This window comes from Nonomuraea sp. 10N515B, from assembly GCF_052245915.1.
Classification (GTDB): Bacteria; Actinomycetota; Actinomycetes; order Streptosporangiales; family Streptosporangiaceae; genus Nonomuraea.
Genome location: NZ_JBQQBQ010000007.1, coordinates 223,989 through 250,284, shown reverse-complemented (window position 1 = coordinate 250,284; position 26,296 = coordinate 223,989). Strand labels below are relative to the sequence as shown.

General features: G+C 70.5%; 28 protein-coding genes. 19 read left to right on the top strand and 9 right to left on the bottom strand.

Features of this window, described 5'->3' with window-relative positions; genetic code table 11:
- Nucleotides 1-4 precede the first annotated feature (4 nt).
- Entirely contained in the window at nucleotides 5-1,285 is a 1,281-nt protein-coding gene (locus tag ACTWQA_RS13100; protein WP_443159495.1) for an ABC transporter substrate-binding protein, read from the bottom strand.
- 145 nt (nucleotides 1,286-1,430) lie between these two features.
- On the opposite strand from ACTWQA_RS13100, the gene ACTWQA_RS13095 reads away from it, so the two are divergent.
- Complete coding sequence (locus ACTWQA_RS13095; protein ID WP_443159494.1) at nucleotides 1,431-2,474, top strand: LacI family DNA-binding transcriptional regulator; 1,044 nt, start codon at nucleotides 1,431-1,433, stop codon at nucleotides 2,472-2,474.
- 108 nt (nucleotides 2,475-2,582) lie between these two features.
- A complete protein-coding gene (locus ACTWQA_RS13090) occupies nucleotides 2,583-3,197 on the top strand; it encodes a helix-turn-helix domain-containing protein (protein ID WP_305923480.1) in 615 nt (204 codons plus the stop codon).
- 105 nt (nucleotides 3,198-3,302) lie between these two features.
- On the opposite strand, the gene ACTWQA_RS13085 is transcribed toward ACTWQA_RS13090, so the two are convergent.
- The 3 genes from ACTWQA_RS13085 to ACTWQA_RS13075 all read right to left on the bottom strand — a co-directional run bounded on the left by ACTWQA_RS13085 (nucleotide 3,303) and on the right by ACTWQA_RS13075 (nucleotide 6,612).
- Nucleotides 3,303-4,118 carry an IclR family transcriptional regulator gene (locus ACTWQA_RS13085; RefSeq protein WP_443159493.1) on the bottom strand — a complete coding sequence of 272 codons (816 nt, stop codon included), beginning with the start codon at nucleotides 4,116-4,118 and terminating at the stop codon, nucleotides 3,303-3,305.
- 135 nt (nucleotides 4,119-4,253) lie between these two features.
- Complete coding sequence (locus tag ACTWQA_RS13080) at nucleotides 4,254-5,624, bottom strand: MFS transporter (protein ID WP_443159492.1); 1,371 nt, start codon at nucleotides 5,622-5,624, stop codon at nucleotides 4,254-4,256.
- Between the two features lie 178 nt (nucleotides 5,625-5,802).
- A complete protein-coding gene (locus ACTWQA_RS13075; protein WP_443159491.1) occupies nucleotides 5,803-6,612 on the bottom strand; it encodes an SAM-dependent methyltransferase in 810 nt (269 codons plus the stop codon).
- Between the two features lie 184 nt (nucleotides 6,613-6,796).
- Here ACTWQA_RS13075 and ACTWQA_RS13070 point away from each other — a divergent pair, with 184 nt between their 5' ends.
- Nucleotides 6,797-7,624, top strand: a complete 828-nt coding sequence (locus ACTWQA_RS13070) for a dioxygenase family protein (RefSeq protein ID WP_443159490.1) — start codon at nucleotides 6,797-6,799, stop codon at nucleotides 7,622-7,624.
- Between the two features lie 103 nt (nucleotides 7,625-7,727).
- On the opposite strand, the gene ACTWQA_RS13065 is transcribed toward ACTWQA_RS13070, so the two are convergent.
- The 3 genes from ACTWQA_RS13065 to ACTWQA_RS13055 are packed head-to-tail and all read right to left on the bottom strand — an operon-like array spanning nucleotide 7,728 to nucleotide 10,428.
- Complete coding sequence (locus tag ACTWQA_RS13065) at nucleotides 7,728-8,447, bottom strand: maleylpyruvate isomerase family mycothiol-dependent enzyme (protein WP_443159489.1); 720 nt, start codon at nucleotides 8,445-8,447, stop codon at nucleotides 7,728-7,730.
- Nucleotides 8,447-9,283: a fumarylacetoacetate hydrolase family protein gene (locus tag ACTWQA_RS13060; RefSeq protein WP_443159488.1), complete on the bottom strand. Its 837-nt coding sequence runs from the start codon at nucleotides 9,281-9,283 to the stop codon at nucleotides 8,447-8,449. Before ACTWQA_RS13060 ends, ACTWQA_RS13065 begins: the two co-directional genes overlap by 1 nt.
- On the bottom strand, nucleotides 9,280-10,428 hold the full coding sequence (locus ACTWQA_RS13055) for a cupin domain-containing protein (RefSeq protein ID WP_443159487.1): 1,149 nt from the start codon (nucleotides 10,426-10,428) through the stop codon (nucleotides 9,280-9,282). Before ACTWQA_RS13055 ends, ACTWQA_RS13060 begins: the two co-directional genes overlap by 4 nt.
- A gap of 106 nt (nucleotides 10,429-10,534) precedes the next feature.
- Here ACTWQA_RS13055 and ACTWQA_RS13050 point away from each other — a divergent pair, with 106 nt between their 5' ends.
- Nucleotides 10,535-11,311 carry an IclR family transcriptional regulator gene (locus tag ACTWQA_RS13050; RefSeq protein WP_443159486.1) on the top strand — a complete coding sequence of 259 codons (777 nt, stop codon included), beginning with the start codon at nucleotides 10,535-10,537 and terminating at the stop codon, nucleotides 11,309-11,311.
- A 40-nt stretch (nucleotides 11,312-11,351) separates the two neighbouring features.
- Here the strand turns inward: ACTWQA_RS13050 and ACTWQA_RS13045 are convergent, their stop codons facing one another.
- Nucleotides 11,352-12,203, bottom strand: coding sequence for a glutamate ABC transporter substrate-binding protein (locus ACTWQA_RS13045; RefSeq protein WP_443159485.1), 852 nt, complete (start codon nucleotides 12,201-12,203; stop codon nucleotides 11,352-11,354).
- A gap of 254 nt (nucleotides 12,204-12,457) precedes the next feature.
- Between ACTWQA_RS13045 and ACTWQA_RS13040 the strand changes: the two genes are divergently transcribed.
- The 11 genes from ACTWQA_RS13040 to ACTWQA_RS12990 all read left to right on the top strand — a co-directional run bounded on the left by ACTWQA_RS13040 (nucleotide 12,458) and on the right by ACTWQA_RS12990 (nucleotide 22,263).
- Nucleotides 12,458-12,805 (top strand): NADH-quinone oxidoreductase subunit A, encoded by a 348-nt coding sequence (locus tag ACTWQA_RS13040; protein ID WP_443159484.1) that lies wholly within the window; start codon nucleotides 12,458-12,460, stop codon nucleotides 12,803-12,805.
- The gene (locus ACTWQA_RS13035; RefSeq protein WP_443159483.1) at nucleotides 12,796-13,881 is read left to right on the top strand and encodes a hypothetical protein; all 1,086 of its coding nucleotides are present in this window, start codon (nucleotides 12,796-12,798) and stop codon (nucleotides 13,879-13,881) included. Before ACTWQA_RS13040 ends, ACTWQA_RS13035 begins: the two co-directional genes overlap by 10 nt.
- Complete coding sequence (locus ACTWQA_RS13030) at nucleotides 13,874-14,749, top strand: complex I subunit 1 family protein (protein WP_443159482.1); 876 nt, start codon at nucleotides 13,874-13,876, stop codon at nucleotides 14,747-14,749. The genes ACTWQA_RS13035 and ACTWQA_RS13030 overlap by 8 nt, the downstream gene beginning before the upstream one ends.
- Nucleotides 14,749-15,258 (top strand): NADH-quinone oxidoreductase subunit J family protein, encoded by a 510-nt coding sequence (locus ACTWQA_RS13025; protein WP_443159481.1) that lies wholly within the window; start codon nucleotides 14,749-14,751, stop codon nucleotides 15,256-15,258. The genes ACTWQA_RS13030 and ACTWQA_RS13025 overlap by 1 nt, the downstream gene beginning before the upstream one ends.
- On the top strand, nucleotides 15,255-15,560 hold the full coding sequence (gene nuoK / locus ACTWQA_RS13020; RefSeq protein ID WP_305923466.1) for an NADH-quinone oxidoreductase subunit NuoK: 306 nt from the start codon (nucleotides 15,255-15,257) through the stop codon (nucleotides 15,558-15,560). The genes ACTWQA_RS13025 and nuoK overlap by 4 nt, the downstream gene beginning before the upstream one ends.
- The gene (locus ACTWQA_RS13015) at nucleotides 15,557-17,350 is read left to right on the top strand and encodes an NADH-quinone oxidoreductase subunit 5 family protein (protein WP_443159480.1); all 1,794 of its coding nucleotides are present in this window, start codon (nucleotides 15,557-15,559) and stop codon (nucleotides 17,348-17,350) included. The genes nuoK and ACTWQA_RS13015 overlap by 4 nt, the downstream gene beginning before the upstream one ends.
- Nucleotides 17,347-18,810: a complex I subunit 4 family protein gene (locus ACTWQA_RS13010; RefSeq protein ID WP_443159479.1), complete on the top strand. Its 1,464-nt coding sequence runs from the start codon at nucleotides 17,347-17,349 to the stop codon at nucleotides 18,808-18,810. Before ACTWQA_RS13015 ends, ACTWQA_RS13010 begins: the two co-directional genes overlap by 4 nt.
- The gene (locus tag ACTWQA_RS13005; RefSeq protein WP_443159478.1) at nucleotides 18,807-20,183 is read left to right on the top strand and encodes an NADH-quinone oxidoreductase subunit N; all 1,377 of its coding nucleotides are present in this window, start codon (nucleotides 18,807-18,809) and stop codon (nucleotides 20,181-20,183) included. The genes ACTWQA_RS13010 and ACTWQA_RS13005 overlap by 4 nt, the downstream gene beginning before the upstream one ends.
- An 89-nt stretch (nucleotides 20,184-20,272) precedes the next feature.
- On the top strand, nucleotides 20,273-20,671 hold the full coding sequence (locus tag ACTWQA_RS13000) for a VOC family protein (RefSeq protein ID WP_305923462.1): 399 nt from the start codon (nucleotides 20,273-20,275) through the stop codon (nucleotides 20,669-20,671).
- Nucleotides 20,672-20,689: 18 nt separating this feature from the next.
- The gene (locus tag ACTWQA_RS12995) at nucleotides 20,690-21,028 is read left to right on the top strand and encodes a YciI family protein (protein WP_443159477.1); all 339 of its coding nucleotides are present in this window, start codon (nucleotides 20,690-20,692) and stop codon (nucleotides 21,026-21,028) included.
- An 8-nt stretch (nucleotides 21,029-21,036) separates the two neighbouring features.
- Nucleotides 21,037-22,263 carry an RNA polymerase sigma factor gene (locus tag ACTWQA_RS12990; RefSeq protein WP_443159476.1) on the top strand — a complete coding sequence of 409 codons (1,227 nt, stop codon included), beginning with the start codon at nucleotides 21,037-21,039 and terminating at the stop codon, nucleotides 22,261-22,263.
- A 10-nt stretch (nucleotides 22,264-22,273) separates the two neighbouring features.
- Here the strand turns inward: ACTWQA_RS12990 and sigJ are convergent, their stop codons facing one another.
- Nucleotides 22,274-23,161: an RNA polymerase sigma factor SigJ gene (gene sigJ / locus ACTWQA_RS12985; protein WP_443159475.1), complete on the bottom strand. Its 888-nt coding sequence runs from the start codon at nucleotides 23,159-23,161 to the stop codon at nucleotides 22,274-22,276.
- Between the two features lie 82 nt (nucleotides 23,162-23,243).
- Here sigJ and ACTWQA_RS12980 point away from each other — a divergent pair, with 82 nt between their 5' ends.
- The 4 genes from ACTWQA_RS12980 (at nucleotide 23,244) to kdpA (ending at nucleotide 26,296) form a co-directional block, all read left to right on the top strand.
- Complete coding sequence (locus ACTWQA_RS12980; protein WP_443159474.1) at nucleotides 23,244-23,696, top strand: nuclear transport factor 2 family protein; 453 nt, start codon at nucleotides 23,244-23,246, stop codon at nucleotides 23,694-23,696.
- Complete coding sequence (locus ACTWQA_RS12975) at nucleotides 23,693-24,238, top strand: YceI family protein (protein WP_443159473.1); 546 nt, start codon at nucleotides 23,693-23,695, stop codon at nucleotides 24,236-24,238. The genes ACTWQA_RS12980 and ACTWQA_RS12975 overlap by 4 nt, the downstream gene beginning before the upstream one ends.
- Nucleotides 24,239-24,545: 307 nt before the next feature.
- On the top strand, nucleotides 24,546-24,635 hold the full coding sequence (kdpF, locus tag ACTWQA_RS12970) for a K(+)-transporting ATPase subunit F (RefSeq protein ID WP_305923456.1): 90 nt from the start codon (nucleotides 24,546-24,548) through the stop codon (nucleotides 24,633-24,635).
- Nucleotides 24,635-26,296, top strand: a complete 1,662-nt coding sequence (kdpA, locus tag ACTWQA_RS12965; protein WP_443159472.1) for a potassium-transporting ATPase subunit KdpA — start codon at nucleotides 24,635-24,637, stop codon at nucleotides 26,294-26,296. Before kdpF ends, kdpA begins: the two co-directional genes overlap by 1 nt.

Here is a 26,296-nt window from a genome sequence, read left to right as displayed (position 1 = left end):
GGTCCTACTTACCGATGGCGGTCTTGATGTTGGCCAGCGCCGCGTCCCATGCCTTGGCGGCGTCGCCCTTGCCCTGCTCCACGTTCTCGAGCGCGTTCAGGAACTCCTGACCGATGGCGGCGCTGTCCGTGCCGACGTGGAACGGCTTGAGCCCGAGCAGCGAGTTGGTGTAGATCGTCCCGGTCGGCGCGTCGGAGAAGAACGAGTCCTTGTGCCCGGTCAGCTTCGGGTCCTTGTAGACCGACGGGGTGGTAGGCAGCGACCCCGAGTCGACGAAGTGCTCCAGCTGGCTCTGCGGCGACTGTGTCTTCGTGATGTAGTCCCAGGCGGCCTTCTGGTTCTTGGCGCCCTTGGGGATGGCCAGGTAGCTGCCGCCCCAGTTGCCCGCTCCGCCGGGAATGGCGGCGATGTCCCACTTGCCCTTGGTGTCGGGGGCGTTCCGCTCGATCTGTCCCAGCAACCACGCCGGCGCGGAGACCACCGCGAACTGGCCCTTGCCTATACCCGCGCTCCAGCCGTCGGAGAACGAGCTCTGCTTGGCCGTGATCCCGGCCTGCGCCGTCTTGATCGCCAGGTCGAACGCGGTCTTGACCTGCGGGCTGGTGCTGTAGACGACGTTGCCCGAGGGGTCGTAGTACTTCATCGGCCCCTGGTTGACCGCCTGGTAGAACACGCTGGTGGCGGCGTTGTCGACGAACGCCTTCCCGGTGGCCGCGGTGTACTTCTTGCCCGTCTCGATGAAGGCGTCCCACGTCGGCCAGAGCTTGCCCACCTCCTCCCGGTCCGTCGGCAGCCCGGCCTCCTTGAACAGGTCATGGCGGTACGCCACCGCCATGCCGCCCACGTCCGTCGGAATGCCGATGATCTCGCCGCCCTTGGCGGTGCTCTGGCTCATCACCCAGTCCAGGTAATCGCCCTTGATCTTGTCCGCGCCGAGCTGCCGCAGGTCGTGGAAGTTCTGCGGCTGCTGCACGAACTTGGGCAGGTCGTCACCCTGGATGAGGACGAGGTCCGGCACCTTGCCGCCGGCCAGCGCCGTGGTCAGGGCCTGTGCCGTCTCCGTGGAGCCCCCCACCTCGGTCAGCTTGACCTGCACACCCGGGTTGTCCTTCTGGTACTTGTCGACCGACGTCTTCTGGTCGATCCCGGTGAACGACCAGAACTCGAACGACTTGCCGTCGCCTGACGGCGGGGCCGAGATGCTGCCGCCGCCGCCTCCACAGGCGGATGCGGTCAGGGCGATGGCCGCGGCGAGCACGACCGGTGTTGCGATGCGGAGCTTCACGGGCTACCTCAAAAGTTTCGTAATTAATTCCGATCGTTAACCCCGGGACTGTAGGGGGATTCTCGGAAATCCGTCAAGAACCGGCTGGTAAGTTCCGCGAAACAGTTAAGGCAACTTGCCGAAAGCGTCCCATTAGACTGCGGCCATGACCGCGACCGAAGAGCCGTCCGCAGGCGATGGCGCCCCGCCCCAGCCACTCACCATCGCGCAACTCGCCGAGCTGGCCGGGGTGTCCACGGCAACCGTCTCCAAGGTCGTCAACGGTCGCACCGAGGTGGCGCCCGAGACCCGCGCCCTCATCGAAGGGCTCATCCGCGAGCACGGCTATCGCCCGCAGCGGCGGCGGGCCAGCCCGGCCCCGCTGGTGGAGCTGGTCTTCCACGCCCTGGAGGGCGACTACCCGGTGGAGATCGCCAAGGGCGTCGAACAGGTGGTCCGCGAGCACCAGCTGGCCGTCGTCCTGTCGGAGCTGCAACACCGCCACACCCCCGGCAAGGGCTGGATCGAGGCCGTGCTGAGCCGCCGCCCTACCGGCGTGATCGCGGTATTCGCCGACCTGACGAAGGAGCAGCGCGACCAGCTCGCCACGCGCGGCGTCCCCCTGGTCCTGCTCGATCCGTCAGGCGATCCGGGGCAGCAGGTGCCCACGGTGGGCGCAAGCAACTGGAACGGCGGGCTGGCGGCTACGCGCCACCTGCTCGACCTCGGGCACCGGCGCATCGCCATCATCACCGGCCCTGACTACGCGCTGTCCAGCCGTGCCCGGCTTGACGGCTACCGCACCGCCCTGGACATGGCCGGGGTGCCCGTCGACCCGGACCTGATCGGCCGAGGCGACTTCGTCGTCGAGGGCGGCCTGGCCCAGGCGAACCGGCTGCTGCGCCTGCCCGACCCGCCGACCGCCGTCTTCGCCTGCAACGACGGACAGGCCGTGGGCGTCTACCGTGCGGCGCACCAGCTCGGACTGCGCATCCCGCACGACCTGAGCGTGGTCGGCTTCGACGACCTGCCCTCGACGCAATGGATGACCCCGCCGCTGACCACGATCCGCCAGCCACTCGCCGAGATGGCGGCCACCGCCGCGACCATGCTGCTCAAGCTCGCCCAGGGCGAGCCGCCGGCTCAGCCCCGCATCGAGCTCGGCACCGAGCTCATCGTCCGGGAAAGCACGACGAAGCCTTCCCGGTGACCGAAACTTTCGGGCAATTTAACCGAACGTAAGGCGGCGCCGACGGCTGACGCCCGTTGAAGGAGGCCCTCGCCACCGCGCTCGGCCGGCTGCGCCTAAAGTGGTGCCGTGTCATCGGGAAATACCGTGGTCGCGCGCAATGTGCGGCTCCTCAGAGAGCAGCGGGGCATGTCACTGGCCGAGCTGGCCCGGCAGGCCGGGCTGGCCAAGCAGACGCTGTCCACGATCGAGCAGGGCACGGGCAATCCGACCGTGGACACGCTGTTCTCCGTCGCGGAAGCGCTCGGCGTGCCGGTGACGCGGCTGGTGGCCGAACGCGAGCAGGTCATGGTCGTCCAGCGCGGCGACGACGTGGCGTGGCGTCAGCACGGAGGCTACGAGTCCCGCTCGCTCGACCACGTCTACGGCTCCGGCGTGATCGAGAACTACCTGCTCCGCATCCTTCCGGCGGCCGGCGACGACGCCGGCGAGCCGTCCGCCCCCCATCCGGTCGGCACCCTGGAGCACCTGTACGTGATCAGCGGCCGGGTCCGGGTGGGACCCGTGGACTACGCGGTCGAGCTGAGCACCGGCGACTTCGTCCGCTATCCGGCCGACCGGCCGCACCTCTACGAATCGCTGGACGGAGAGAGTCTGGTCCACGTCGTGGTCAGCGTGCCCCGTGTCCAGCCGGGCACCGGGGCGATGGGCGTGGCCCGGACCCACGACGGCCAGCCGCGCTGACCGGTCGATGGGCCGGTAACCCCGCTCCCGCGCGCCGGGGTTCAGCCGCTCGCCGTCCGCCGCGTGCCGCGGTTCAGCCGCTCGCCGTCCGCCGCGTGCCGCGGTTCAGCCGCTCGCCGCCTGCCGCTGGGCCGCGATGATCGCCCGTGACGCCTCGTACGCGACCCGGCGCAGCGCCGGGGCGAAGCGTGCGGGATCGAACCGATGGTGAGCACCCGCCACCGACAACGCGGCCACCGGCCTGCCCGCCCCGTTCATGATCGGCACGGCGACGCAGACGAGACCCGGGACGGCCTCCTGCCGGTCGTAGGCGACCCCGTCCACCCTGATCCGCCCCAGCTCAGCCCGGAAATGGGCGGGGTCGGTGAGCGTGGAGCCGGTGCGCGGCGCCAGTCCCTCCGCGATGGCCGCCTCGGCGGCGTCGTGATCGAAGGCGAGCAGCGCCTTGCCGACCCCGGTGCAGTAGGCCGGCAGGCGGGCGCCGATCTGGGAGGGGCATCGCGCCGGCCGATGGCCGTGGATCTTGTTGATGTACACGATCCCGGTGTCATGGAGCACGGCCAAGTGCACCGTCTCGTGGGTCAGCTCGTACAGGTCGGCGAGATACGGCAGCAGGCGCTCCCGCAACACCAGCGAGGTCGGGCCGTAGACCCGGGCGCCCATGTCGAACAGCCGCGTGCCCAGCCGGTAGTCGCTGCCGACGCGCTCGACGAGGTCGTTGCGGTGAAGGATGCCGAGCAGGCGGAAGGCTGTGGACTTGGTCAGCCCGGTGCGCCGCGCCAGCTCGCTGACCCCGATCTCGCGGTCGTGGTCGGCGAGCGACTTCAGCAGGACGAGCGCCTTGTCGACGGCCGTGGGCTGCCGCTGGTCCGGCTCGGCGAATTCCAGGTCGGCGCCTGGATCGCGGTGGGACGTAGCCATGGAGGTCTCCTGGGGTTCCTTCAAAGCGACCACCATGATGGACGCGAGTCCACTTTAAGGGACAGTTTCGGCGATGTAAACGCCCGGGATCGGCCATATCGGCAGGTCCCGGGCGTGATGAGCAGGGAGCAGTGGTCAGGCGGCGAATTCGTGGTCGCGGGTCTCCGGCAGCGCGAGCACGCAGAGGAGGCTGAGCAGGCACAGCGCCCCCGCATAGGCGCCGAGCACCAGGGGTGACGCCCAGTGGGTGTTCAGCCAGGTGGCGACGACCGGGGCGAAGCCGCCGCCGAGCGTGTTGGCGAGGATGAAGGCCGCCGACGCGCCGGTGTACCGCAGCCGCGCGGGGAAGAGCTCGGGCAGGAAGGCGGCGATCGGCGCGAAGCTCATCGTGAACAGCACCAGCCCCAGCGTGAACGCTCCCGTGATCACCAGGCCGTTGCCGGTCTGCAGCGAGCCGAACATGGGCAGCGCCCAGAGCACGCAGCCGACGAGGCCCGCCAGCATCACAGGACGCCTGCCGACCTTGTCGGCCAGCCGCGCCACCGGAACGGTCGCCAGGGCTCCGGCCGTGGCGGCGATGCTCGCGGCGGTGAGCACCGCGCCCTGCGAGAGTCCGAGCGCCTTCGGCCCGTACTGCAGGCTGTAGACGGTAGTGAGGTAGTAGACCGACGAGCCGCCGATCGCCGCGCCGATGCCCAGCAGCAGCCGGCGGGGGTGTTCCTTGACCAGCGTGCCGAGCGGGAAGCGGGAGGCCGTACGACGGGGTGCGGAGGTGAACACCGGGGACTCGGTCACCTGGCTGCGCACCCACAGGCCGATGATGATGAGCGCCGCGCTGAACAGGAACGGAATCCGCCACGCCCCGGCGGCGAACCCGTCACGCCCGGCAATGGCCAGCGTGGGCAGGATCACCGCGCTGGACAGCAGGAAACCCAGGGGCGGCCCGGCCTGCGGGATGGAGGCGAACATCGCCCGGCGGGCCGGCGGCGCGTGCTCGGCGGCCAGCAGGACGGCGCCGCCCCACTCGCCGCCCATGCTCACGCCCTGGAGCAGGCGCAGGGCCACCAGCAGGACGGGGGCGAGCAGTCCGGCGCTCTCGTACGTCGGGAGCAGCCCGACCCCCACCGTGGCCGTTCCCATCAGCAGCAGTGACAGGACCAGGGCCCGCTTCCGCCCCAGCCGGTCGCCGATGGTCCCGAACAGCACCACCCCGAAAGGCCGCGCCAGAAACGCCCCGGCGAAGGTGAGGAAGGCGGCGAGGGTCTGGACCGTGGGACTGCCCGACGGGAAGAACGCCGGGCCCAGGACCAGGGCGGCGGCGGTGCCGTACACCGCGAAATCGTAGTACTCGACCACGGTGCCGATCAGGCTCGCGGCGACGACCCGCGACACCGTGCGCTTGTCACTCGCGGGAGCCGGCGTGGGCGGAGAGGGGGCGGCGATATCGGACATGGTGCCGGACGCGGGCACGTCGGACGTCGTGCCGGACTCGGGCACATTGGACATGGAGGGACTCCCTCGGCTGGACCCGGACCTGTCGATCCACAGACCACGGGGTGGACTGGGGGTTACAAGAGAATGGAAGGGCCGGCGGAGGAGGAGAGCACGCGTCCGTGCCACTCCGTGGCACGGCTTCGCGGCCTCAGCCCACCGAGGCCCGCCGAGGACACCGCCGAAGGGTCGGCTAGGGCTTCCGGCCGACTCCCACGACCACCCAGGCCTTCTCCGACCTCTCCGGCAGGAACGGGGTATCGGGCCGCCAGTCCCGGACGTAGACCAACCCGGGCTCGACCAGGTGGAGGCCGTCGAAGAAGGGCGCCACCTGCTCCTTGGTGCGGGCCCCGCCGTCCGCATCGCCCAGCATCTTCTTGTAGAGATCGACGAGCGGCTCAGCGATCTCCGGGCGCGCGTCGAAGACGACATGCGTGATGACGACGTGGCTGCCGGCCGGCAGCGCGTCACGCAATTCGGCCACACGCCGGAAGGGATCGCTGCCGTCCGGGATGTACTGCAGGACGGCGAACAGCAACACCGCCACCGGCTGATCGAGGTCGATCGTCTGCTGGAGAAGGGGGTCGGCGAGCAGATCGGCAGGATGCATGACGTCGCCCTCGACGACGACGATCCCGGGCTCCCGGGCGAGGATCGCCCGGCCATGGGTCAGCACCACCGGATCGTTGGCGACGTAGACGACGCGGGCGTCGGGGGCGAGCGAGCGGGCCAGTTGGTGCGTGTTGTGCTCGGTGGGCAGCCCTGAGCCGAGGTTGACGAACTGGGTGATGCCCTGCTCGGCGAGAAAGCGGACCACCCGTGCGTGGAACGCCTGATGCTCCAGCGCCATCACCCGGACCTCCGGGGCGATGGCCAGCACCGCGTCGGCCGCCTCCCGGTCGGCGGCGAAGTTGTCCTTCCCACCGATGAAGTAGTCGTGCATGCGGGCGAGGTTGGGTGTGCTGGTGTCGACTCCTGCGAACCGCCTGCCCTCGTCACCCATGCCGTGCCCCTCAACCGATCGATGGCTCTTGATTATGGCCGAAAATTAATGAGCCATGTCGGAAAGGTGGGGGCTTGTCGGACAATTGAGGTGCTGGCTGCTTAAATGAGGATCCCCCAACGCGCCGCCGCCCCCCGCTCCGAGCCGGCCTGCAGCGGCGCGTGTGCTCAGCATGGAGTGAACAGTGCACCACCACCACGACGACATCTTCGACAGAGGGCTGCAGTTCGACGTGTCGACGCTGCTGGAACGCCGGCGGATCCTGGGCCTGTTCGCCGGCGCGGGCCTGGCGACCCTGGTCGGCTGCGGCAGCGACTCGACCAGCGCCCCGTCGACGGCGGCGTCCACATCCACCGGCTCGGGGAGCGCGGCGGCGACGAGCGGGAGCTGCGCCGAGATCCCGGAAGAGACCGCCGGCCCGTACCCGGGCGACGGATCGAACGGCCCGAACATCCTCAGCCAGAGCGGCATCGTCCGCAGCGACATCCGCGCCAGCTTCGGCTCGGCGTCGGGCACCGCGCAGGGCGTTCCCCTGACCATCGAACTGACCATCCAGGACACCTCGGCCAACTGCTCGGCACTGTCAGGGGCCGCGGTCTATCTGTGGCACTGCGACCGCGACGGCAACTACTCCATGTACTCCGAGGCCGTCACCAACGAGAACTACCTGCGCGGGGTCCAGGAGACCGACAGCAGCGGAAAGGTGACCTTCACGAGCATCTTCCCGGGCTGTTACCCGGGCCGGTGGCCGCACCTCCACTTCGAGGTCTATCCGGCCCTGGCCAAGGCGACGACCGCCGACAACAAGATCGCAACGTCCCAGGTGGCGCTACCCAAGGACACGTGTGAGGCGGTGTACGGGAGCGAGGGCTACAGCGAGAGCGTGCGCACGCTGAGCGAGGTGTCCCTGGAGAGCGACAACATCTTCAGCGACGGGCACACGAGCCAGCTCGGCGCGGTGACGGGCAGCGTGTCATCGGGTCTCACCGTCGCCCTGTCCGTCCCCGTGTAGGACCGGCCGGGCCTTTGAAAAGTTTTGGGCCTCAGCTCCCCCGGCTGAGGCATGCCAAGATTATCCCTCAAAGTCCGATTTGTATAGCTTTTGCGACGTCAAGCTAGAGCCACCGCGGAAGCTCGGGCGCCGGCCCGCCCCCCGTGCCGGTGACGCCGTCCGAGCGGCGGCCGGACAGGTAGGCGGCGAGGCCGCCGAGGGTGCCGGTGACCGGCGTGGGGTCGCCGGCGCCGGAGACCGCCCACGTGCCACCGTGGCCGGTGGCGGTGAGGGCGAGCGCGGGCCCGGCGGCGCCGGACCGCTTGGCGGCGATGTCGTCGATCAAGGCGGCGAGGAAATCGTCCGGAAGATCGTCGAACTCCACCCCGGCGCCGAGGTCGACGGCGTGCACCATGACCTCGCGCGCACGCATCCAGGGCACCTCTTCGGCGGGGACGGTGCGGCCCTGGGCGGTGCGGACCTCGTGGTTCCACTGCTGCTCGTCCAGCTCGGCGAGCCGCGCGTCGAGGGTCTCGGCGGCCTGTGCGGCCCAGGCGCACAGCTCGGCGGCCGGCCGCCTCGCGCCTGCCTCGATGTCGGCGTCACGCTGCGCCGGGGAGGAGTACATCGGCCGCTCCTCGCCGATGTGGGCCCAGTTCACCAGGTTGACCAGCGCGTCGGCGTTGGCGGCGACGTGGGCCAGCAGATGCCTGCCGCTCCAGCCGTCGAGCGCCGTCGGCCGCTCCAGCAGGTCGTCCGGCAGGGCGGCCAGGGCGCCGAAGAAGATCGCGGTGCCCTGCGCCACCCAACGCAGGCTGTCGGCGCGGCTCCGGTCGGCCGCCATCACGCGACCGGCTCGGCGACGGCCTTGACCTCGGACCGGCCGAGCCCGGTGATCTCGGTGGCCAGGACACTCCCGTCGGCGAGGTAGCGGGCGGGCTTGCGTGCGTGACCCACCCCGCCTGGGGTGCCGGACGCGATGACGTCGCCGGGGCTGAGCGTGAGGATCGTGGAGATGTACCGCACCAGGGCGACGGGGTCGAACACGAGGTCGGAGGTGTCGGCCTGCTGCACCACCTCACCGTCGACGGAGCCGGTCAGGGTGAGCGAGGGACGACTGCCGCCGTCCAGCTCGTCGGGGGTGACCAGGTAGGGACCGAACGGTGTGCTGCCCTCCCAGGTCTTGCCCTGCAGCCACATCGGGGAGCGATACTGCCAGTCACGCATCGTGACGTCGTTGAGAACGGCGAACCCCGCGATGGCCGCGGCGGCGTCGGCCTCGCCGGCGCGCCGCACGGTCCTGCCGATGACGATCGCGAGCTCGGCCTCCCAGTCCACCTCCTCGGACTCCGGTGGGAGCCTGATCTCGTCGTACGCCCCGACGAGCGCCTCGGGATACTTCGCGAACAACGTCGGGTGCTGCGGGAGCTCCCGGCCCATTTCGAGGATGTGGTTGCGGTAGTTCAGCCCGACACAGATGATCTTGCCAGGGCGGGGCACGACGGGAGCGTAGCCCGCGGATTCGGCCGCCGGCCCCTCCGTCCGCGCGGCGTGTTCCGCCCAGTCCGGCCGGGCCAGCAGCTCACCGAGGTCGGCGAGGCCGAGGTCGACCAGGGTCTCCCCCTCGACGCGCACGGCCCGGGTGGCGCCCTCTGCGGTGCGGATGGTGGCGAGCTTCATGCGTTGATTCCTTCTACGTGGGCGCGGTTCAAGTGCAGCGTCTCGAAAATCGGCCCATCGCTGAACCTGAAGAGATCGAGGGCGGCGGAGTCGGAGTCGGACGCCGAGGCCTCGGACTTCGCCGAGAACGGCATCCAGGACGGGACGACGAACAGATCACCCCGGGTGACCGACCAGGACTGATCGCCGACCGTGACCCGCCCGCTGCCGTCGAAGACCTGGTACACCGAGGAGCCGGTCTCCCGGCGGGGAGCGGTCTCGGCGCCCCTGCGGATCCGGTGCATCTCGACCCGGATGGTCGGCAGCACATCGCCTCCGGTGGTGGGGTTGATGTAACGCACCGCCGCGTGACCGGGCTCGAGCGTACCGGCGTGGCCTTCGGCCTCCAGCTCGAGCTGGTCCGTCAGCGCGCGGTCGGTGTCGGCCCACCGGTAGGCCAACAGCGGGCTGCCGGGCTGCGCGCCGAGGGACGAAACCGGGCGCAGGCCGGGGTGGCCCCACAGCCGCTCGGATCGAGAGCGTTCGGGGGTGGTGCGTTCTTCGTCGCTGATCCGGTCACGGCCGAACTCGAAGAACTGCGACTCCGTGACGTACTGGAAGGGAATGTCCAGGCCGTCGATCCACGCCATCGGCCGGTCGGCCGCGTTGTGGTGGGCGTGCCAGTTCCATCCGGCCTGGGGCAGGAAGTCACCCCGGCGCATCGGCACGGGATCACGGCCGACCACGGTCCACACCCCCTCGCCCTCGACGACGAAGCGGAAGGCGTGCTGGGTGTGCCGGTGCTCCGGAGCGTCCTCGCCCGGCATCAGATACTGGATCGCCGCCCACAGCGTCGGAGTCGCGAACGGCCGGCCGCCGAGCGCCGGGTTCGCCAGGGCGATCGCCCGCCGCTCCCCGCCCCGGCCGACCGGCACGAGATGCCCGGCCCGGTCCGCCAGGGCCACCAGGCTCTCCCACCGCCACAGATGCGGGACCGCCTTGGAGCGTGGGTGCAGCGGCATCAGGTCGCCGATCTCCGTCCACAGCGGTACCAGCAGCTCCTTCTCGAAGCCGCTGTACAACTCCGCCAGCGCCGCCGACGGCGTCGGCTGATCCGGCGAGTCGACCACAGCGAGGCGAACAGGGGAGTTCGCGGTCTCGGTCATGTCTGCTCCTGCTCCTTCAACCTGCGGCGTGACAAGCGGATATCCGCCCGCCCGCCGGGTTTCCAGCTTGTATCGTGGGGACCAGAAAAGAACAGGAGATTCTGCTATGAAGAATCCCCCCAACTACTCCGTGCGGAGTGTCGACCACGCGCTCCAGCTGGCGGTCATGCTGCAGGTCGAGGGGCCGTTCGGTGTGGGCGAGGCCGCGCGGCGCCTCGGGGTGGCGCCCTCCACCGCGCACCGGCTGCTGGCCATGCTCGTTTACCGGGACTTCGCGGTCCGCCGCGAAGACCACCGATACGCGGCCGGGCCGGTCCTGTCGCTGGGCGGGAGCTCGCAGTCGCGTACGGCCCTGCTGCGCTCGGTCGCCGTGCCGCACCTGGCCGGCCTGGTCGAGCGGGTCCGGGAGAGTGCGAACCTGCAGATCCTGTCCGGTGACCACGTACGGTTCATCGCGTCGGTCGAATGCACCCAGGCGCTACGGGTCGGCAACCGCGAGGGCATGGTCTTCCCCGCGCATCTGGCCTCGGGCGGCAAAGTCATGCTCGCCGACCTGCCGCCCGAGCGGCTCGACGCGCTCTACAGCGAGGCGAAGTGGGCCGACCGCCTGGACCGGCGGCCCAATCTGGCGGCACTGCGTCGTGAGCTGCGCACCGTCCGCGAGCGAGGCTTCGCCATCAACGCCGGCAAGACCGAATCGGGCGTCACCGCCATCGGCCGGGCCGTGCGCGGTGAGGACGGCCGGGCTCAGGCAGCCGTGTCGGTGTCGATGCCCACCAGCCGCTTCTCGCGAGACGGCCTCCCGCGTCTGGTCAGCGCCCTGACCCTGGCCGCCCGCGACATCGAAGAGGAGATGCGGGGCGCCGGCGCTCCCCGCCCCTAGTCCTGAGGCCGCCGTGCGGGCGGGTCGGCGCTCGCCCGGATCAGCTGCACTTCTCGGCCGCCGGTGGCGTCGTGGGGAGGTTGAGGCCGGTGTTCCCGAACCACTTCTGCAGTAGCCGTGAGGCCGTGCCGTCCTGCCACATCTTGGCGACCGCCCGGTTGACCGCCTCGCACGTGGCCGTGTCGCCCTTCTTCAGCCCGACGGCGTACCTCTCGTCCGTGAACGGATTCTTCAGCAGCTTGTACTGGCGCGGGTTGTGGCTGGCCAGGCCGGCCAGGATCATGTCATCGGTCGTCACCGCGTCGAGCTCACCGCTGCTGAGCTTCTGCAGGCACTCCGCGTAGGAGTCCGCGCCGACCAGCGAGGCGCGCAGGCCGAGCCGGCCGTCCGGGGGCGGCTCGGTGATCCGCTTGTAGGAGTTGGAGCCCGGCACCTGGCAGATGCGCCGGTCCTCGAGGTCGGTCGCCATGACGATCTGGGCGGCGTCGGCCCGCACCAAGGTGTCCTGGTGAGCGATGACGTACGGCCCGGCGAAGGTCACGTAGTTCTTGCGCGCCGCGGTGATGGAGTACGACGCGACGACCATGTCCACCGTGCCGTTGTGGAGCAGCGCCTCACGGTTCGCCTGTCGCGACTCTCGCCAGGTGATCGTGACGTCCCGGCCGCCGGCCAGCTCTTTCACGATGTACTTGGCGACGTCGATGTCGAAGCCCGTGGGATCGCCGGGCCCCTGCTTCAGACTCAGGTTCGGCTGGTCCCACTTGGTGCCGATGGTGACGACCCCGGCCTCCCTGATCTTCTGCTCGACGCTGGAGTACGCCTTCGCGTCACCACATGCGGCCAGGCCGATCGCCATGGCCGCGGCGGCGAGCACCGCTCCTGTTCGACGCATCAGCATGGTGGTGGCCCTATCCGATCTACGAGGGGAGTCGCCAAAACGCAAGGCTGAATCAGTCGAGCCTGCCACACGCGACGTAAAGAGAAACCTGGGTATTTGTATGCCTATGTCCATTTGTCGCGATGTGTTGCGGAGCTGCTCCACCTCGGCCTGCCGCACGCGCAAGGACCTGGCGGAATCTCCCCCACCGGTTGATGGTGGTGCATAGGGGAACTACGGATCGTAGTAGCTATGTCAGGAGAACGATCATGGCGCCATGGGCGGCGGTGATGGGTCTGCTGAGCCTGGTGCTCGCCGGCGTGCTCAGCGTCTATCTACTGGCCCGGCTCATCGCCCCCTCCGGCATCGCCGAGGTCGGGCCGTTCCTGTCGGGCGCACGCCCTCACGAGCACGCGCTGTCGCGCTTCCACGTGCGCTGGTACGCGGTGACGCTGGTGTTCCTCGCCTTCGATATGGAGATGGTCTTCATGTATCCGTGGGCGCTCGTCGTCGCCGAGGTGGGGGCGGTCGCGGTGGTGGAGATGTTCATCTTCCTCGGCCTGCTCATGGTCGGCGTGATCTACGCGTGGCGGGAGGGCGCGTTCCGGTGGGTTTGACCGAGTGGCTCATGCGCGAAGCCGCCCAGGCCGCCCGCCCGCTGGTCGTGGCCGTTCCGTACGGCACCCGAACACGGCTCCACGTCGAGGCCGAGCTCGCCAGGCGTGGCTGGGTGACTGCCCGGACGGCGGCCGAGGCCGACACGCTCGTGGTCTGCGGTGACCCGGGGCCCGATCTGAACCGGGCCGTACAGCGGATATGGGCTGACCTGCCCAGTCCGCGGGCACTCGTCGAGCTGCCGTCGGTGTCGGATCCCGCACGCGTGGCCCAGGCCTTGGACGAGGCGACGGCCAGGCTGGCCGATGCGCAGGCGCAGCGGCGGGACGCAGCCGGACGACTCACTCAGCCCTGGCGGCCGGAGCCGGCCCATGACGGGCTCACGATGGCCGAGCGGGCCGAGGACCGGGACGGCCTGAAGCTCGACCGGCTTCACCTGCCGCTCGGGCCCGTTCTCACCGATTGGCCCTGCGGGCTCATCGTGGAGACCACGGTGCAGGGCGACGTGATCCAGCAGGCCATGGTCAAGGTCGCCGACGGGAGGCCCCAGGGCGGCGAGGGATCGTTCTGGGACGGGCCGTGGCTGGCGGCCATGCGGGGCGAGCGGATCGTCCGGGGCGAGGCGGACAGACGCATGGCCGCCTCCCACCTCGACAGCCTGGGCCGGCTGCTGGCCGTGGCGGGATGGCCGGCCGAAGCGGCACGGGCGAGACGGCTACGCGACCGCGCCCTGGCGGGAGCCTCCCCAGCTGAGCTGGGGCCCGGGTTCAACCGGTTCGCCGGCCGCGTCGGCGGGTCGTGGGTCCTCCGGTGGATGCTCCGCGACGTGGGCGGCCCCAGCTCCGACGTGTGGCAGCGCGTCCAAGGATGGCTGACCCGGACCCGGATGGCGCTCGACGCCCTGGAGGACGGCTCGCCCGTCACTGACGATCAAGGCCCGCGCGGGCCGGTGAGCGAGCGGCCATCGGCGGGCCTTCTGGGCGCGCTGCCCGATCTGCTGGCCGGTGCGGAGCTCGCCGCGGCCCGGCTGCTCGTCGCGAGCCTGGATCCCGACGTCGAGCAGGTGCTCCATGCCTGAGCTCACGCCCGTCTGGACACTGGTCGCCTACCCCGTCGCCCTGGGCGCGTTCACCGTCGCCGCCGCGGCCTTCGACACCGGGCGCCCGCTCAGCCGAGTCGCGCGGCTGCTCGTGCAGCAGCGACGGCGCACCCTGCTGCCGGACACCCTGCTCATGCGGATCGGCGTGGTCAGTCTGCTCGCCGCCGCCGTCCTGGCGGGGATCGTGCTGCCGCTGGGCGACGTCCCGCTGCTCGACCTGGACGTCGGCGTCGTGTGGTTCAACGCGATGGAGGTGTGCGTCTGGGGCTCGCTCTGGCTCACCGGCTGGGGCGTCAACGCGATCCACCCGCTGGTCGGCGGCTACCGGTTCATCGCCCAGGGCCTGGCGTACGAGTTGCCGCACATGTTCGCGCTCATCACCGTCGCGCTGGGTGCGGGCTCGCTGCGGATGACCGACGTGGTGGCGGCCCAGCAGGGTCTGTGGTTCGCCGTCTGGATGCCCGCGGCCTTCGGCGTCTACCTGATCTCCGCGCTGGCGATCGCGTTCTGGGGGCCGATGAGCCAGCCGCTGGGCCAGGACCTCGCCGGAGGGGTGACGGCCGAGCTGGCAGGCGCCGATCGGCTGCTGTTCGAGACCGGCCGCTACGCCCTGCTCACCGTCGTCGCGGCGGCGGCCGTACCCCTTTTTCTCGGCGGGGGCGCCGGGCCTTGGCTACCCGACTGGCTGTGGACGGCGCTCAAGACCGCGGCAGTGCTGGCCGTGCTGATAGGGGCGCGGCACCGGTTCCCCGCGGTCAGGATGGACCGCTTCATGACGGCGTCCTGGGTCGTCCTGATCCCCGTCATGCTCGTGCAACTGCTGATCGTCGGAATCGTGGTGTTGTGATGGCCGTCGCCTTCTGGATTCTCGCCGTCATCGCCGTGGCCGCCGGGGTCACGGTGTTCGTCGTCGACTCGATGGCACGGGCGACGTTCGCCCTGCTGGCGTCGCTGCTGGCCGTCGGGATGACGTTCCTGCTGATCGACCTGCGCTATCTCGGTGCGCTGATCATCCTCATGATGGTCATGGAGATGCTGGTCATGGTCGTCTTCATGATCATGTACATGATGAACCCGGCTGGGCTCATGCCGATGAAGATGGTGCACAACACCACGGGCGCCGCCGTCATCGCCGGGACCGTTTTCGTGCTGCTGGCGGCCGGGGCGCTCCTCACCCGGTGGCCGGAGCGCCGGGGGACAGCGCCGGCGGACCCGACGCAGCAGCTCGGGATGGCCATCATGGGCCCGAAGATGCTGGTGATGATGGTCATCGGGGCCGCGATCCTGGCCACGATGATCGCCGGTGTGGTGCTGGCCACGCACCGGGGACGGTACAGCAGCGAGGAGGGGTCGTGACGCTCGAGGCGTTCCTGCTCCTGGCCGCGGCGCTCTTCGCCGTGGGCCTGTACGGCGTGCTGTCCCAGCAATCGATCGTCATGCTGATGATGGGCCTGGAGCTCATGATCAACGGCTTGATCGCGGCGGGCGGCGCCTTCTGGTACTTCCTGGCGCCCGGCTCCGCGGACGGCCAGGTGCTGGTGCTGGTCGCGGTGACCGTGATGGCGCTGGAAATGGCGATGGGCTTCGCCGTGGTCACCGCGCTCTTCCGCGCTCGCGACGTCGACATGACCGATGAGGCCGGGGACCTGAAGGGATGAGCGCGCTCCTGTGGTCGCTGCCCGGGCTGCCGATCGTCTCCGGCGGGCTGCTCCTGCTGGTGCGGTGGCGCCCCGCGGTGGTGGCCACGGTGGTGGCGGCCGTGACGCTCGTCCTCGCGGTGTCCGCCGCCACGACGCGGCCCTCGGCTCGCACCGTGCTGTTCGCCGGGATCGAGTCGGGGGCGGCGGTCGACGGCCTGTCGGCCGTCATGGTGGTCACGGTGGCGGCGGTGTCGCTGGCCGTGCTGGTGTTCGCCGCGGGCGAGATGCGCGAGGCCCGCTTCTTCGGCCTCATGCTGATCTTCGTCGGCGCCATGCTGCTGACCGTCATCGCGACGGACCTCGTCCTGCTGCTCATGGCGTGGGAGGTCATGGGCGCGATGTCGTACGCGCTGATCGGCTTCTGGTGGCAGGACCCGGACCGGGTCCGCTCGGCGAGCATCGCGTTCATCACCACCCGCGCCGGCGACCTGGGGCTCTACCTGGCGGCCGGCAGCGCCATGCTCGGCGGCCAGGGACTGGCCCTGAGCGGCCTGGCCGCGTCCTCGTGGCGTGATCTGATCGCCGCCGGGCTCGTCGCGGCCGCGCTCGGGAAGTCGGCCCAGCTGCCCTTCTCCTTCTGGCTCTCCCGCGCCATGGCCGGCCCCAGTCCGGTCTCGGCGTTGCTGCACTCGGCGACCATGGTCGCGGCCGGGGCGTACCTGCTGCTGCGGGCGCAGCCGTTGCTGGCCGCGACCGGCTGGGCGGCCACCCTGGTGGCCTGGGCGGGCGCGCTGACCGCGCTCCTGCTGGGCGGCGTGGCGGTGGCGCAGCGGGACCTCAAGCAACTGCTCGCCGCGTCGACCTGCGCCCAGATCGGATTCATGGTGCTGGGGGCGGGGGTGGCGGCCGTGGCGGGCGGGACGGCGCACCTGGTCGCGCACGCCGCGGTCAAGAGCCTGCTGTTCCTCGGGGCGGGCGCCTGGTTGACGGCTCTGGGCACCAAGGACCTGACCGAGCTCCGCGGCGCCGCCCGCCGCTACCGCCTGGTCGGGATCACCTTCGGGGTCGGCGGCCTGGCGCTGGCCGGGGTGCCGCCCCTGTCCCTGTGGGTCACCAAGGACGCCGTGCTCGCCGCGGTGCACTCACCCGCGCTGTACGTCGTCTCGCTCGGCGGCGCGTTGCTGGCCGCGGCGTACGCGGCGAAGGCCGTGGTCGCCGTCTGGCGGCCGGGTGAGGTCGAACGGCGCCGCGTGCGTCTTCCCGAGTTGATCCCGTTGCCGGTGCTCGCCGCCGTCGCCGCCGCGTTCGGGGTCGTCGGGCTGCCCGGGGTGTTCGATGGCTGGTCCCGGCTGGTGGGCGAGCCGGCCGCACCGGCCCCCGGCGCCGGTGAGCTGGCGTCGTCGGGCGGCCTGGCCGCCGCCGTGGTGCTGACCATGGTGGCGGTACGGCCCCGCCACGCGAAAGTCCCAGGCCGGGACGCATGGGCGGGTTGGCTGCGCCTGGAACAGGCGGCGGTCACCTTGGTGTGGCGGCCGCTGGAATCGGCCGCCAAGGCCGCGGCGTGGTTCGACGACCGGGTCATCGACGGCGCCGCACGTGCCGTGCCCCGCCTGGGGATGGCCGCGGCCCGCGTGACCAGGAGGCCCTTCGAGACCGGAGTGGACGGCGTGGTGGCCGGCATCGTCGCGGGCGCGGCCAGGCTCGGCACGCTGGCCCGTCGCCCCCAGACCGGGCAGGTCCACACCTACTTCGCCCAGGCGGCGGTGGTGTTCGTCCTGCTCGCCCTGGTCATCGTGCTGGTGAGGTGAGCGTGCTCTCCGTCGTGATCTTCCTCCCCCTTCTGGCGGCGACCCTGCTGGCCCTGCCGCGGCTCGGCACGCGGGCGGTCCCGTGGATCTGGATCGGCGCCGCCGCCCTGGACCTGGCGCTCGTCGTGGTCATGTGGCTCGGCTACGACGGCGGCATCGCCTATGAGACGCGCCTGCGGTGGATCCCGTCCATGGGCGCGGGTTACCACGTCGGCGTGGACGGCCTGTCGCTGCCGCTCATCGCGATGACCGCGCTGCTGTTCCTGGTCTGTGCGATCTACTCGATGCGCGCGAGCGAGCGGGTCCGGTCCTACGCCGCGCTCTTCCTGTTCCTGCAGACGGTCTCGATCGGCGTGTTCGCCGCGCTCGACCTGCTGCTGTTCTTCGTCTTCTTCGACCTGTCGATCGTCGGCATGTACTTCGTGATCGTCGGCTGGGGGCACGGTGACCGCGCCCGGTCGGCGCTGAAGTTCTTCCTCTACACCTTCCTCGGCTCGCTGGTGCTGTTGCTCGGCTTCATCGGCCTGTTCCTGGCCGGCGGGACGTTCGACATGGTCGAGCTGACCCGCACTCCCCCGGCGGCGAGCGCGCTGGTGCTGCTGGCGATCGGCGCCGGGCTGGCAGTCAAGACGCCGGCGGTGCCCGTGCACACCTGGTTGCCGCCCGCCCACACCGACGCGCCCGCCGCCGGCTCGGCGATCCTGGCGGGCGTGCTGCTGAAGATGGGCACGTACGGCTTCGCGAGGATCGCGATGCCGATGCTGCCGGACGCGTGGCGCACGTACGCCTGGGTGATCATCGTCGTCGGCGTGGTCAGTGTGCTCTACGGCGCCCTGGTCGCGCTCGCCCAGGAGAATCTCAAGCGGCTGATCGCCTACACCTCGGTCAACCACATGGGCTACATCATCCTCGCCCTCGGCGCCGCGGGCCTGGCGGCGGGCGACCCGCGGGCCAGGGAGCTCGCCGTGAGCGGCGCGGTCACCCAGATGGTCAGCCACGGCCTGATCACCGGCGCGCTGTTCCTGCTGACCGGCGTGCTGTGGGACCGGGCACGCAGCTACGACCTCGGCCGCTTCGGCGGGATCGCCGCCAGCGCGCCGATCTTCACGGCACTGACCGCGGTCGCCGCCTTCGCCTCGCTCGGGCTGCCGGGACTGTCCGGCTTCATCGCGGAGTTCCAGATCTTCACCGGGGTGATCGGGGCGGGCGCGGTCCTGGCGGGCGCGCTCAGCATCGCCGGCATCCTCATCACCGCCGCCCTGTTCCTGAGGGTCCTCCATCGGGCCTTCCTGGGCCCGCCCGGCGAGCTCACCGGCCGCATGATCGACGTACGGCCGGGCGAGCTCGCCGCCATGGCGCCCTTGCTGCTGCTGTCCCTGATCATCGGCATCGCCCCCCGATGGTTGCTCGGCCTCATCGAGCCGGCGTCGGCCCTGCTGGTGTCGCTGGTGAGCCGATGACCGGGATGGCGGAGAACCCGCTCGACCTGCTGCCCGAGCTGCTGATCCTGGCGGGGGCGGTGGCCGGGCTGCTCGTGGGGCTGTTCGTGCCGCGGGGGCGACAGCGGGTCGTCGCGTGGATGTGCGGGGTGGCGCTGGCGGGCGCGATGGTGGCCGGCGCCGTCGCGACGACCCGGCAGGACGTGATGGCGTTCGAGGCCTTCGCGGTGGACCTGCCGACGAACGTGACCCGGCTGACGGTGGCGGGCGCGGCCCTGCTCATCGTCGTGCTCGCCGCCGGCTGGGCCCGCGCCGACAGCCGGGAAACCGAGGTCTACGTCCTGCTGCTGCTCGCGGCGCTGGGCGCGATCGTGCTGGCCGGGGCGAGCGATCTGCTCGTCTTCGTCGCCGCGTATCTGCTGGCGAGCATCCCCGCGTACGCGCTGGCCGGGTTCGCCAAGGACGCCCACGGCACCGAGGCCGCGCTCAAGTACTACCTGATGGGCGCCTTCCTGGGCGTGCTCATGCTCGCCGGCGTCACGCTGGCGTACGGCCTTTCGGGTACGACCGCGTATCGATCGCTGTCCGACGCGCCTCCGGCCGCCGCCGGCTGCGCGGTGCTGCTCCTGCTGGCCGGCGTGCTGTTCAAGGTCGGCGCGGTCCCCGCCCACTTCTGGGTGCCGGACGCCACCGAGGGATCGCCGGCGGTCGTGGCCACGTTCATCACGACCGTGCCCAAGATCGGGGCGTTCGTCGGCCTGTACCGGCTGGCCACCGAGGTGTTCGGCGGGACGTGGCGGCCGGTCGTCGCGCTGATCGCGGTCGCCACCATGACGCTGGGCAACCTGGCCGCCTTCTACCAGGACAACGTCCGCAGGCTGCTCGCGTACTCGACGATCAGCCAGGCGGGATACCTGCTGCTGCCCGCCGTCGTCGCGGGGCAGAGCGACCTGGCCCGGCCCGCCCTGCTCTTCTACGTCGCCGCCTACGCGATCACCAACATCGGCGCCTTCGCGGTCGTGGTGGCCGTCGGACGCGACCGCCTGGCGGACTACACCGGCCTGAGCCGCCGCTCGCCCCCGCTGGCGCTCGCCCTGGTGGTCTGCCTGCTCGGCCTCGTCGGCACCCCGCCGACGGCGGTCTTCGTGGCCAAGCTCCTCGTCTTCGCCGCGGCGTGGGACGGGGGGTACGCATGGCTGGCCGCAGTCGCCGTGGTCAACACGGTGGCCAGCGTCTTCTATTACCTCCGGTGGATCCTTCCGCTCTTCCGGCCGGGTGACGGGCCCGCCGAGATCCGGCCCGGCGCGGCACGGATCGCCGTGGCGGCCGCTGCCCTGTCACTCCTGCTCGGCCTGGCCAGCGGGACAGTCCTGGCCATTTCTTCGCCATTTTGACGGACTGCCTGGCGGGTGTCGTATCGGCCTGGTCGCCGATCGTCTTACTGGTGTAGGGCCGACGCCGGCCCGGGAAAGGGAGCGACATCATGAAGCCGACACTCAACACCATCGACATCGTGGTCTCCGACATGGACGCCTCGATCGCCTTCTACGCACGTCTCGGGCTGGAGTTCAAGCTCGACCCGCACACGTCCGAGCATGCCGGCTGCGATCTGCCCGGCGGGCTGCACGTCATGCTCGACACCGAGCCGTTCCGCACCCCGTTCCTGCCCGGCTGGACCGCGCCGCAAGGTGGGCCGCGCACGCTGCTGTGCTTCGAGTTCGACTCCCCCGCCGGGGTGGACGCCACGTACGCTGAGCTGGTCGAGGCGGGGTACCGGGGCATCAAGGAGCCGTTCGACGCGTTCTGGGGCATGCGGTACGCCACGGTGGCCGATCCGGACGGCAACGGCGTGGACCTGTACGCCGCGCTCCCGGCAAGCTGACGGCAGGGAGGTCGCTCAGTGAAATACGTGCTGATGTTCGTCGAGACCGAGACGTTCGCCAAGGAGCTCGAGGCGATGGGCGAGCTGGAGCGGGAGGCGGCGTATGAGGCGGTGGGCCGCTGGTTCGCCGAGAACGCCGACAAGATCACGCATCATACGCACCTGCATCCGATCCACACCGCGACCACGGTGCGGCTGGGCGAGGGTGAGCCGGTCGTCACCGACGGGCCGTTCGTGGAGGGCAAGGAGGTGGTCAGCGGGTTCGCCGAGGTCGAGGTGGCCGACCTGGACGAGGCGCTGAAGCTGGCCCGCTCGTGGCCCGCCTGCCCCATCGTGGAGATCCGTCCGGCCCAGTGAGTGAGCACGTGAATGAGCACGTGAACGACCAGGTGAACGAGCAGGCGAGCGCGGACGTGCTGGCCCGCGTGGTGCGTGAGCACGCGGGCCGGCTGGCCGCGTCCTTGGTGTCGCTGCTGGGCGATTTCTCCGCCGCCGAGGACCTGGTGCAGGACGCGGTCGAGACGGCGCTGCGGCGCTGGCCGGTCGAGGGCGTGCCGGAGCGGCCGGACGCCTGGCTGTTCACCGTGGCCCGGCGGCGCGGCCTGGACGTGCTGCGCCGCGAGACGAACTACCGGGCCAAGCTCACCCAGGTCACCTGGCCGGAGCCCGCCGTCCCTGACGACCGGCTGCGGCTGGTCTTCACCTGCTGCCACCCCGCGCTGTCCCGCACCGCGCAGATCGCGCTGACGTTGCGAGTGGTGTGCGGGCTGAGCACCGCCCAGATCGCGGCGGCGTTCGTGATTCCCGAGACCACGGTGGCGCAGCGCATCACGCGGGCCAAGCGGAAGATCGGCGAGGCCGGGATCCCGTACCGGGTGCCGGCCGAGGAGGATCTGCCGGAACGGCTGAGCGAGGTGCTGGCCGTCATCTACCTGCTGTTCAACGAGGGCTACCTGTCCAGCACCGGCGAGCGGGCGCATGCTCGCAACCTGGTCGAGGACGCCGAATGGCTGGCCGCGCTGCTGGCGAACCTGATGCCGAAGGAGCCTGAGGCGGCCGGGCTGCTGGCGTTGATCCGGCTGCACCGGGCGCGCGGGGCGGCCCGCTTCGACGCCGCGGGCCGCCTGGTGCTGCTGGCCGACCAGGATCGCTCGTTGTGGGATCGCCAGGCCATCGAGGAGGCGACCGCGCTGCTGACCAGGACCGCGCGCACGTACCACCGGCCGGGGCCTTACCAGGTGCAGGCGGCGATCGTGGCCTGTCATGCCGAGGCCGGCAGCTTCGCCGACACCGACTGGCCGCAAATCGTGATGTTGTACGACATGCTGCTGTATCTCGCCCCGTCGCCTGTCGCCCGGTTGCACCGGGCGATCGCGCTGCGCTACGCCAAGGGAGCGGAGGCGGCCCTGGCCGAGCTGCAGGAGCTCGGCCGGGCACTGGCGCACTACCCGCTGTTCCACGCCACGCTGGCCGAGCTGCTGCGGGATCTGGGACGGCGGCAGGAGGCGCGGCAGGCCGACGCGCGGGCGCTGGAGCTGACCGCCAACCCGGCCCAGCAGGCGCTGCTGGAGGAGCGCATCAGCTGGGGGTGAGCCGGCGCCGTCAGTCATCAAGGACGGCCAGGTCGAGCCGGAGGAGGCGCTCGGGGTCGGCGACCGCGTCGATTCCCACGATCTTGCCGCGCGAGACGGTGAACCCGATGACCGCGAACGGCTGCCCGCCCATGGTCAGGACCACCCCCACGGCCCCGTTCACCAGTGCCGGCCGCGCCACTGCGGAGGGCTGGTGGAACCTGAGCACTTGACGGGCGACGCCCGCCGCGCCGTGGACCACCACGGAAGCATCCGGACGCGCCGTCCCCCCGTCGGACCTCAGCACGACATCCGGGTCGAGGACCGCGACGAGCGCGTCGAGGTCGCCGCCGCGCGCCGCGGCGTAGAAGGCGTCGACCACTTCCCGCTGACGGGCGACATCGGGGTCGGGAGTGTGGAGGTCGGCTCCTCGCACCCGGCGCCGGGCCCTGCTGGCGAGCTGCCTCGCCGTGGCCGGAGAACGGCCCACCATGGGGGCGATCTCGTCGAAGGGCAGGTCGAACATGTCGTGCAGGACGAACGCCAGCCGCTCGGCGGGGGTCAGTGTTTCGAGCACCACGAGCAGCGCGAGCCCGACCGAGTCGGCCAGCAGCGCCTCCTCCTCGGGGTTCGTCCCGTCCAGACGGCTGATGACCGGGTCGGGCACGTGCACGCCCATGGGCTCCTCACGCCGCGTTCTGCGCGAGCGCAGCACGTTCAGGCACACTCGGGCGACGATGGTGGTCAGCCAGGCGGCGACGTTGTCGGCGGCGCCGGTGTCTGACCGGCTGGCGCGCAGCCAGGCTTCCTGGACGGCGTCGTCGGCCTCGGCGAACGAGCCGAGCATCCGGTAGGCCACCGCCCTCAGGCGGGTCCGGTTCTTCTCGAAGCCCTCCGTCAGCCAGTCGGACTCGGTCATCGGTCACGTTCCTCCGTCGCTAGGTGTCGTATGGGTGACCCCTCTGATCCCTTTGATGTGACAAGGAGACAGATCAAAGCCCATGAGCGACATACAGACCATCGTGGACCGCGTCGAGATCGAGGCGCTGCGCGGCGAGTTCACCGACGCGGGAATGATGCGCGACTACGACCGTTTCGCGGCGCTGTTCACCCAGGACGGCGCGTGGCGGATGCCCCACATCAATGTCGAGTTCGTCAGCCGGGAGGAGATCCGCGCCGCGATCGAGCGGCTGCAGGGTCTCTGGGAGTTCTTTGTGCAAACCGTGCACCCGGGCACGATCCGGCTTGAGGGCGACACGGCGGTCGGCCGTGCCTACACCGCGGAGTTCGGACGCATGCACGACGGACGCTCCAACCTGAACTACGCCATTTACCACGACCGCTACCAGCGCACCTCGGACGGCTGGAAGTTCGCGGAGCGCGTGTATGAGGTCAGATACCTCGACGCCACTCCGCTGGCCGGCTCGGCGCCGGGTCCGGTGCGCGAAGCATGACGACCACGACCGAGCTCGGCGAGCTGACCGGGGACTACCTCCTCGACACCGCCCACACGCGGATCGGGTTCGTCGCCAGGCACACGATGGCCACGAGGGTGCGCGGGCAGTTCGAGGAGTTCGAGGGCAGCGCACGCCTGGACGGCGACGACCCGTCGAAGTCGAGCGCCCGGCTCACGATCCAGGCGAAGAGCCTCCAGACCCGCAACCGGCAGCGCGACGACCAGTTGCGCAGCACGTTCCTGGACACCGACGACCACCCGGCCATCACCTTCACCTCGACACAGGTGAGGCAGGTCGACGGCACCGCCTTCAAGGTCACCGGTGACCTGACCATCCGCGGCGTGACCAAGCCCGTCACCGTGGACTTCGAGCTGACCCTCGCCGCGAACGATCCGCGGGGCGCCTTCCGGGTCGGCTTCCAGGGCAGCGTCACGATCAACCGCATGGACTGGGGCGTGAACTGGAACGCCGCCACCGGGGTCCTGGTCAGCCAGAAGGTAACGCTGGAGTTCGACGTCGCCGCGATCCGGCGGTCCTGACCGATGGCCGGGTGACGGCCGCCCGGCCGCGGGATGGGTCGCTGCCCGCGGCCGGGCCCGGCTCTGCGGCGCTCGCGGAGCGGGGCGTAGAGAGCGCGTCAATATTCAGGTTGCGGCCGTATGAAAGCCGTCAAGAACGGCAAAACCGCCTAACTCTCGGGATTTGCTTGCCTCGAGGCCGCCTGTTCGGGCGGCACATCATCATGTCCCGGAGTTGAGGAGTGGGGATGACCGACGTCATCTTCGTGGCCCTGACCATCGCGATTTTCGTGGTCTTGGGGCTGGTCGTCAAGGCGGTGGAGGGCCTGTGAGCGCTGTCAATGCCGCAGGTCTGGTCGTGGTCACCGGCCTGGTGGTCTTCATGGTGGCGGCGCTACTGTTCCCGGAACGGTTCTGATGTCCCCTGCCTTGGCCGGAATCCTGTTCATCGCGTCCCTGCTGGTGGCCCTGGCCGTGTGTTACAGGCCGCTGGGCGACTACATGTACCGCGTCTACACCGCCACCAGGCATAACGCCGTCGAACGGGTGACCTACCGCCTGGTCGGCGTGCAGCCCGGCAGCGAGCAGCGCTGGGGCGTCTACGCGCGGAGCGTGCTGGCGTTCTCGGTGATCTCGATCCTGTTCCTGTACGGCCTGCAGCGGCTGCAGAGCCATCTGTTCCTGTCCCTGGGCATGGAGCCGGTGGAGCCGGCGCTGGCCTGGAACACCGCGGTCAGCTTCGTCACCAACACCAACTGGCAGGCCTATTCGGGCGAGTCGACGATGGGGCACCTGGTGCAGACCGCGGGTCTGGCCGTGCAGAACTTCGTCTCCTCCGCCGTCGGCATGGCGGTGGCCATCGCCCTGGTCCGCGGGTTCGCCCGCAGCAAGACCGACACGCTGGGCAACTTCTGGGTCGACCTGGTCCGCGGCACTGTCCGCATCCTGCTGCCGATCTCCTTCGTGGCGGCGCTGGCGCTGGTGGCAGGTGGAGCGATCCAGACCCTCGGTGACCACCATGTGTGGTCGACGCTGACCGGCGGCGAGCAGACGTTCACACCGGGCGCGGTCGCGTCGCAGGAGGCGATCAAGGACCTGGGCACGAACGGCGGCGGCATCTTCAACGTCAACTCGGCCCACCCGTTCGAGAACCCCACGTCGTGGACGAACTGGGTGGAGATCTTCCTGCTCCTGGTGATCGCGTTCAGCCTGCCGCGCACGTTCGGCCGCATGGTGGGCGACAACCGGCAGGGGTACGCGATCGTGAGCGTGATGGCCATCATCGCCATCATCAGCATCGGCGCGACCCAGTGGGCCGAACTGTCCGCCGGCGGCACCGTGCCCCAGGCCATCGGGGCGGCGATGGAAGGCCGCGAAACACGCTTCGGCACCTCGAACTCGGCCATGTTCGCCAGCTCCACCACGCTGACGAGCACCGGCTCGGTGAACTCCTTCCACGACTCCTACACCGCGCTCGGCGGCGGCATGCTGATCTTCAACATGCTGCTCGGCGAGGTCGCGCCCGGCGGGGTCGGCGCCGGCTTGTACGGCATGCTGATCCTGGCCGTGATCACGGTGTTCGTGGCGGGCCTGATGGTCGGTCGCACCCCCGAATACCTGGGCAAGAAGATCGGCGCCCGCGAGATCAAGCTCGCCTCGCTGTACTTCCTCATCACCCCGATGCTGGTGCTGATCGGCACGGCGGTGGCGATGGCCACCGAGGTCGGCCGCTCGGCGATGCTGAACAGCGGCCCGCACGGCCTGTCGGAGATCCTGTACGCCTACACCAGCGCCTCCAACAACAACGGCTCGGCGTTCGCCGGCGTCAGCGTCAACACCGCCTTCCACAACACCACGCTCGGGCTGTGCATGGCCTTCGGCCGGTTCGTGCCGATCGTGCTGGTGCTGGCGCTGGCCGGTTCGCTGGCCCAGCAGGCGCCGGTGCCCGCCTCCGCCGGCACCCTGCCCACCCACCGGCCGCAGTTCGTCGGCATGGTGGTCGGCGTGACGATCATCCTGGTGGCGCTCACGTTCCTCCCGGCGCTGGCGCTCGGACCGCTCGCAGAAGGAATCCACTAG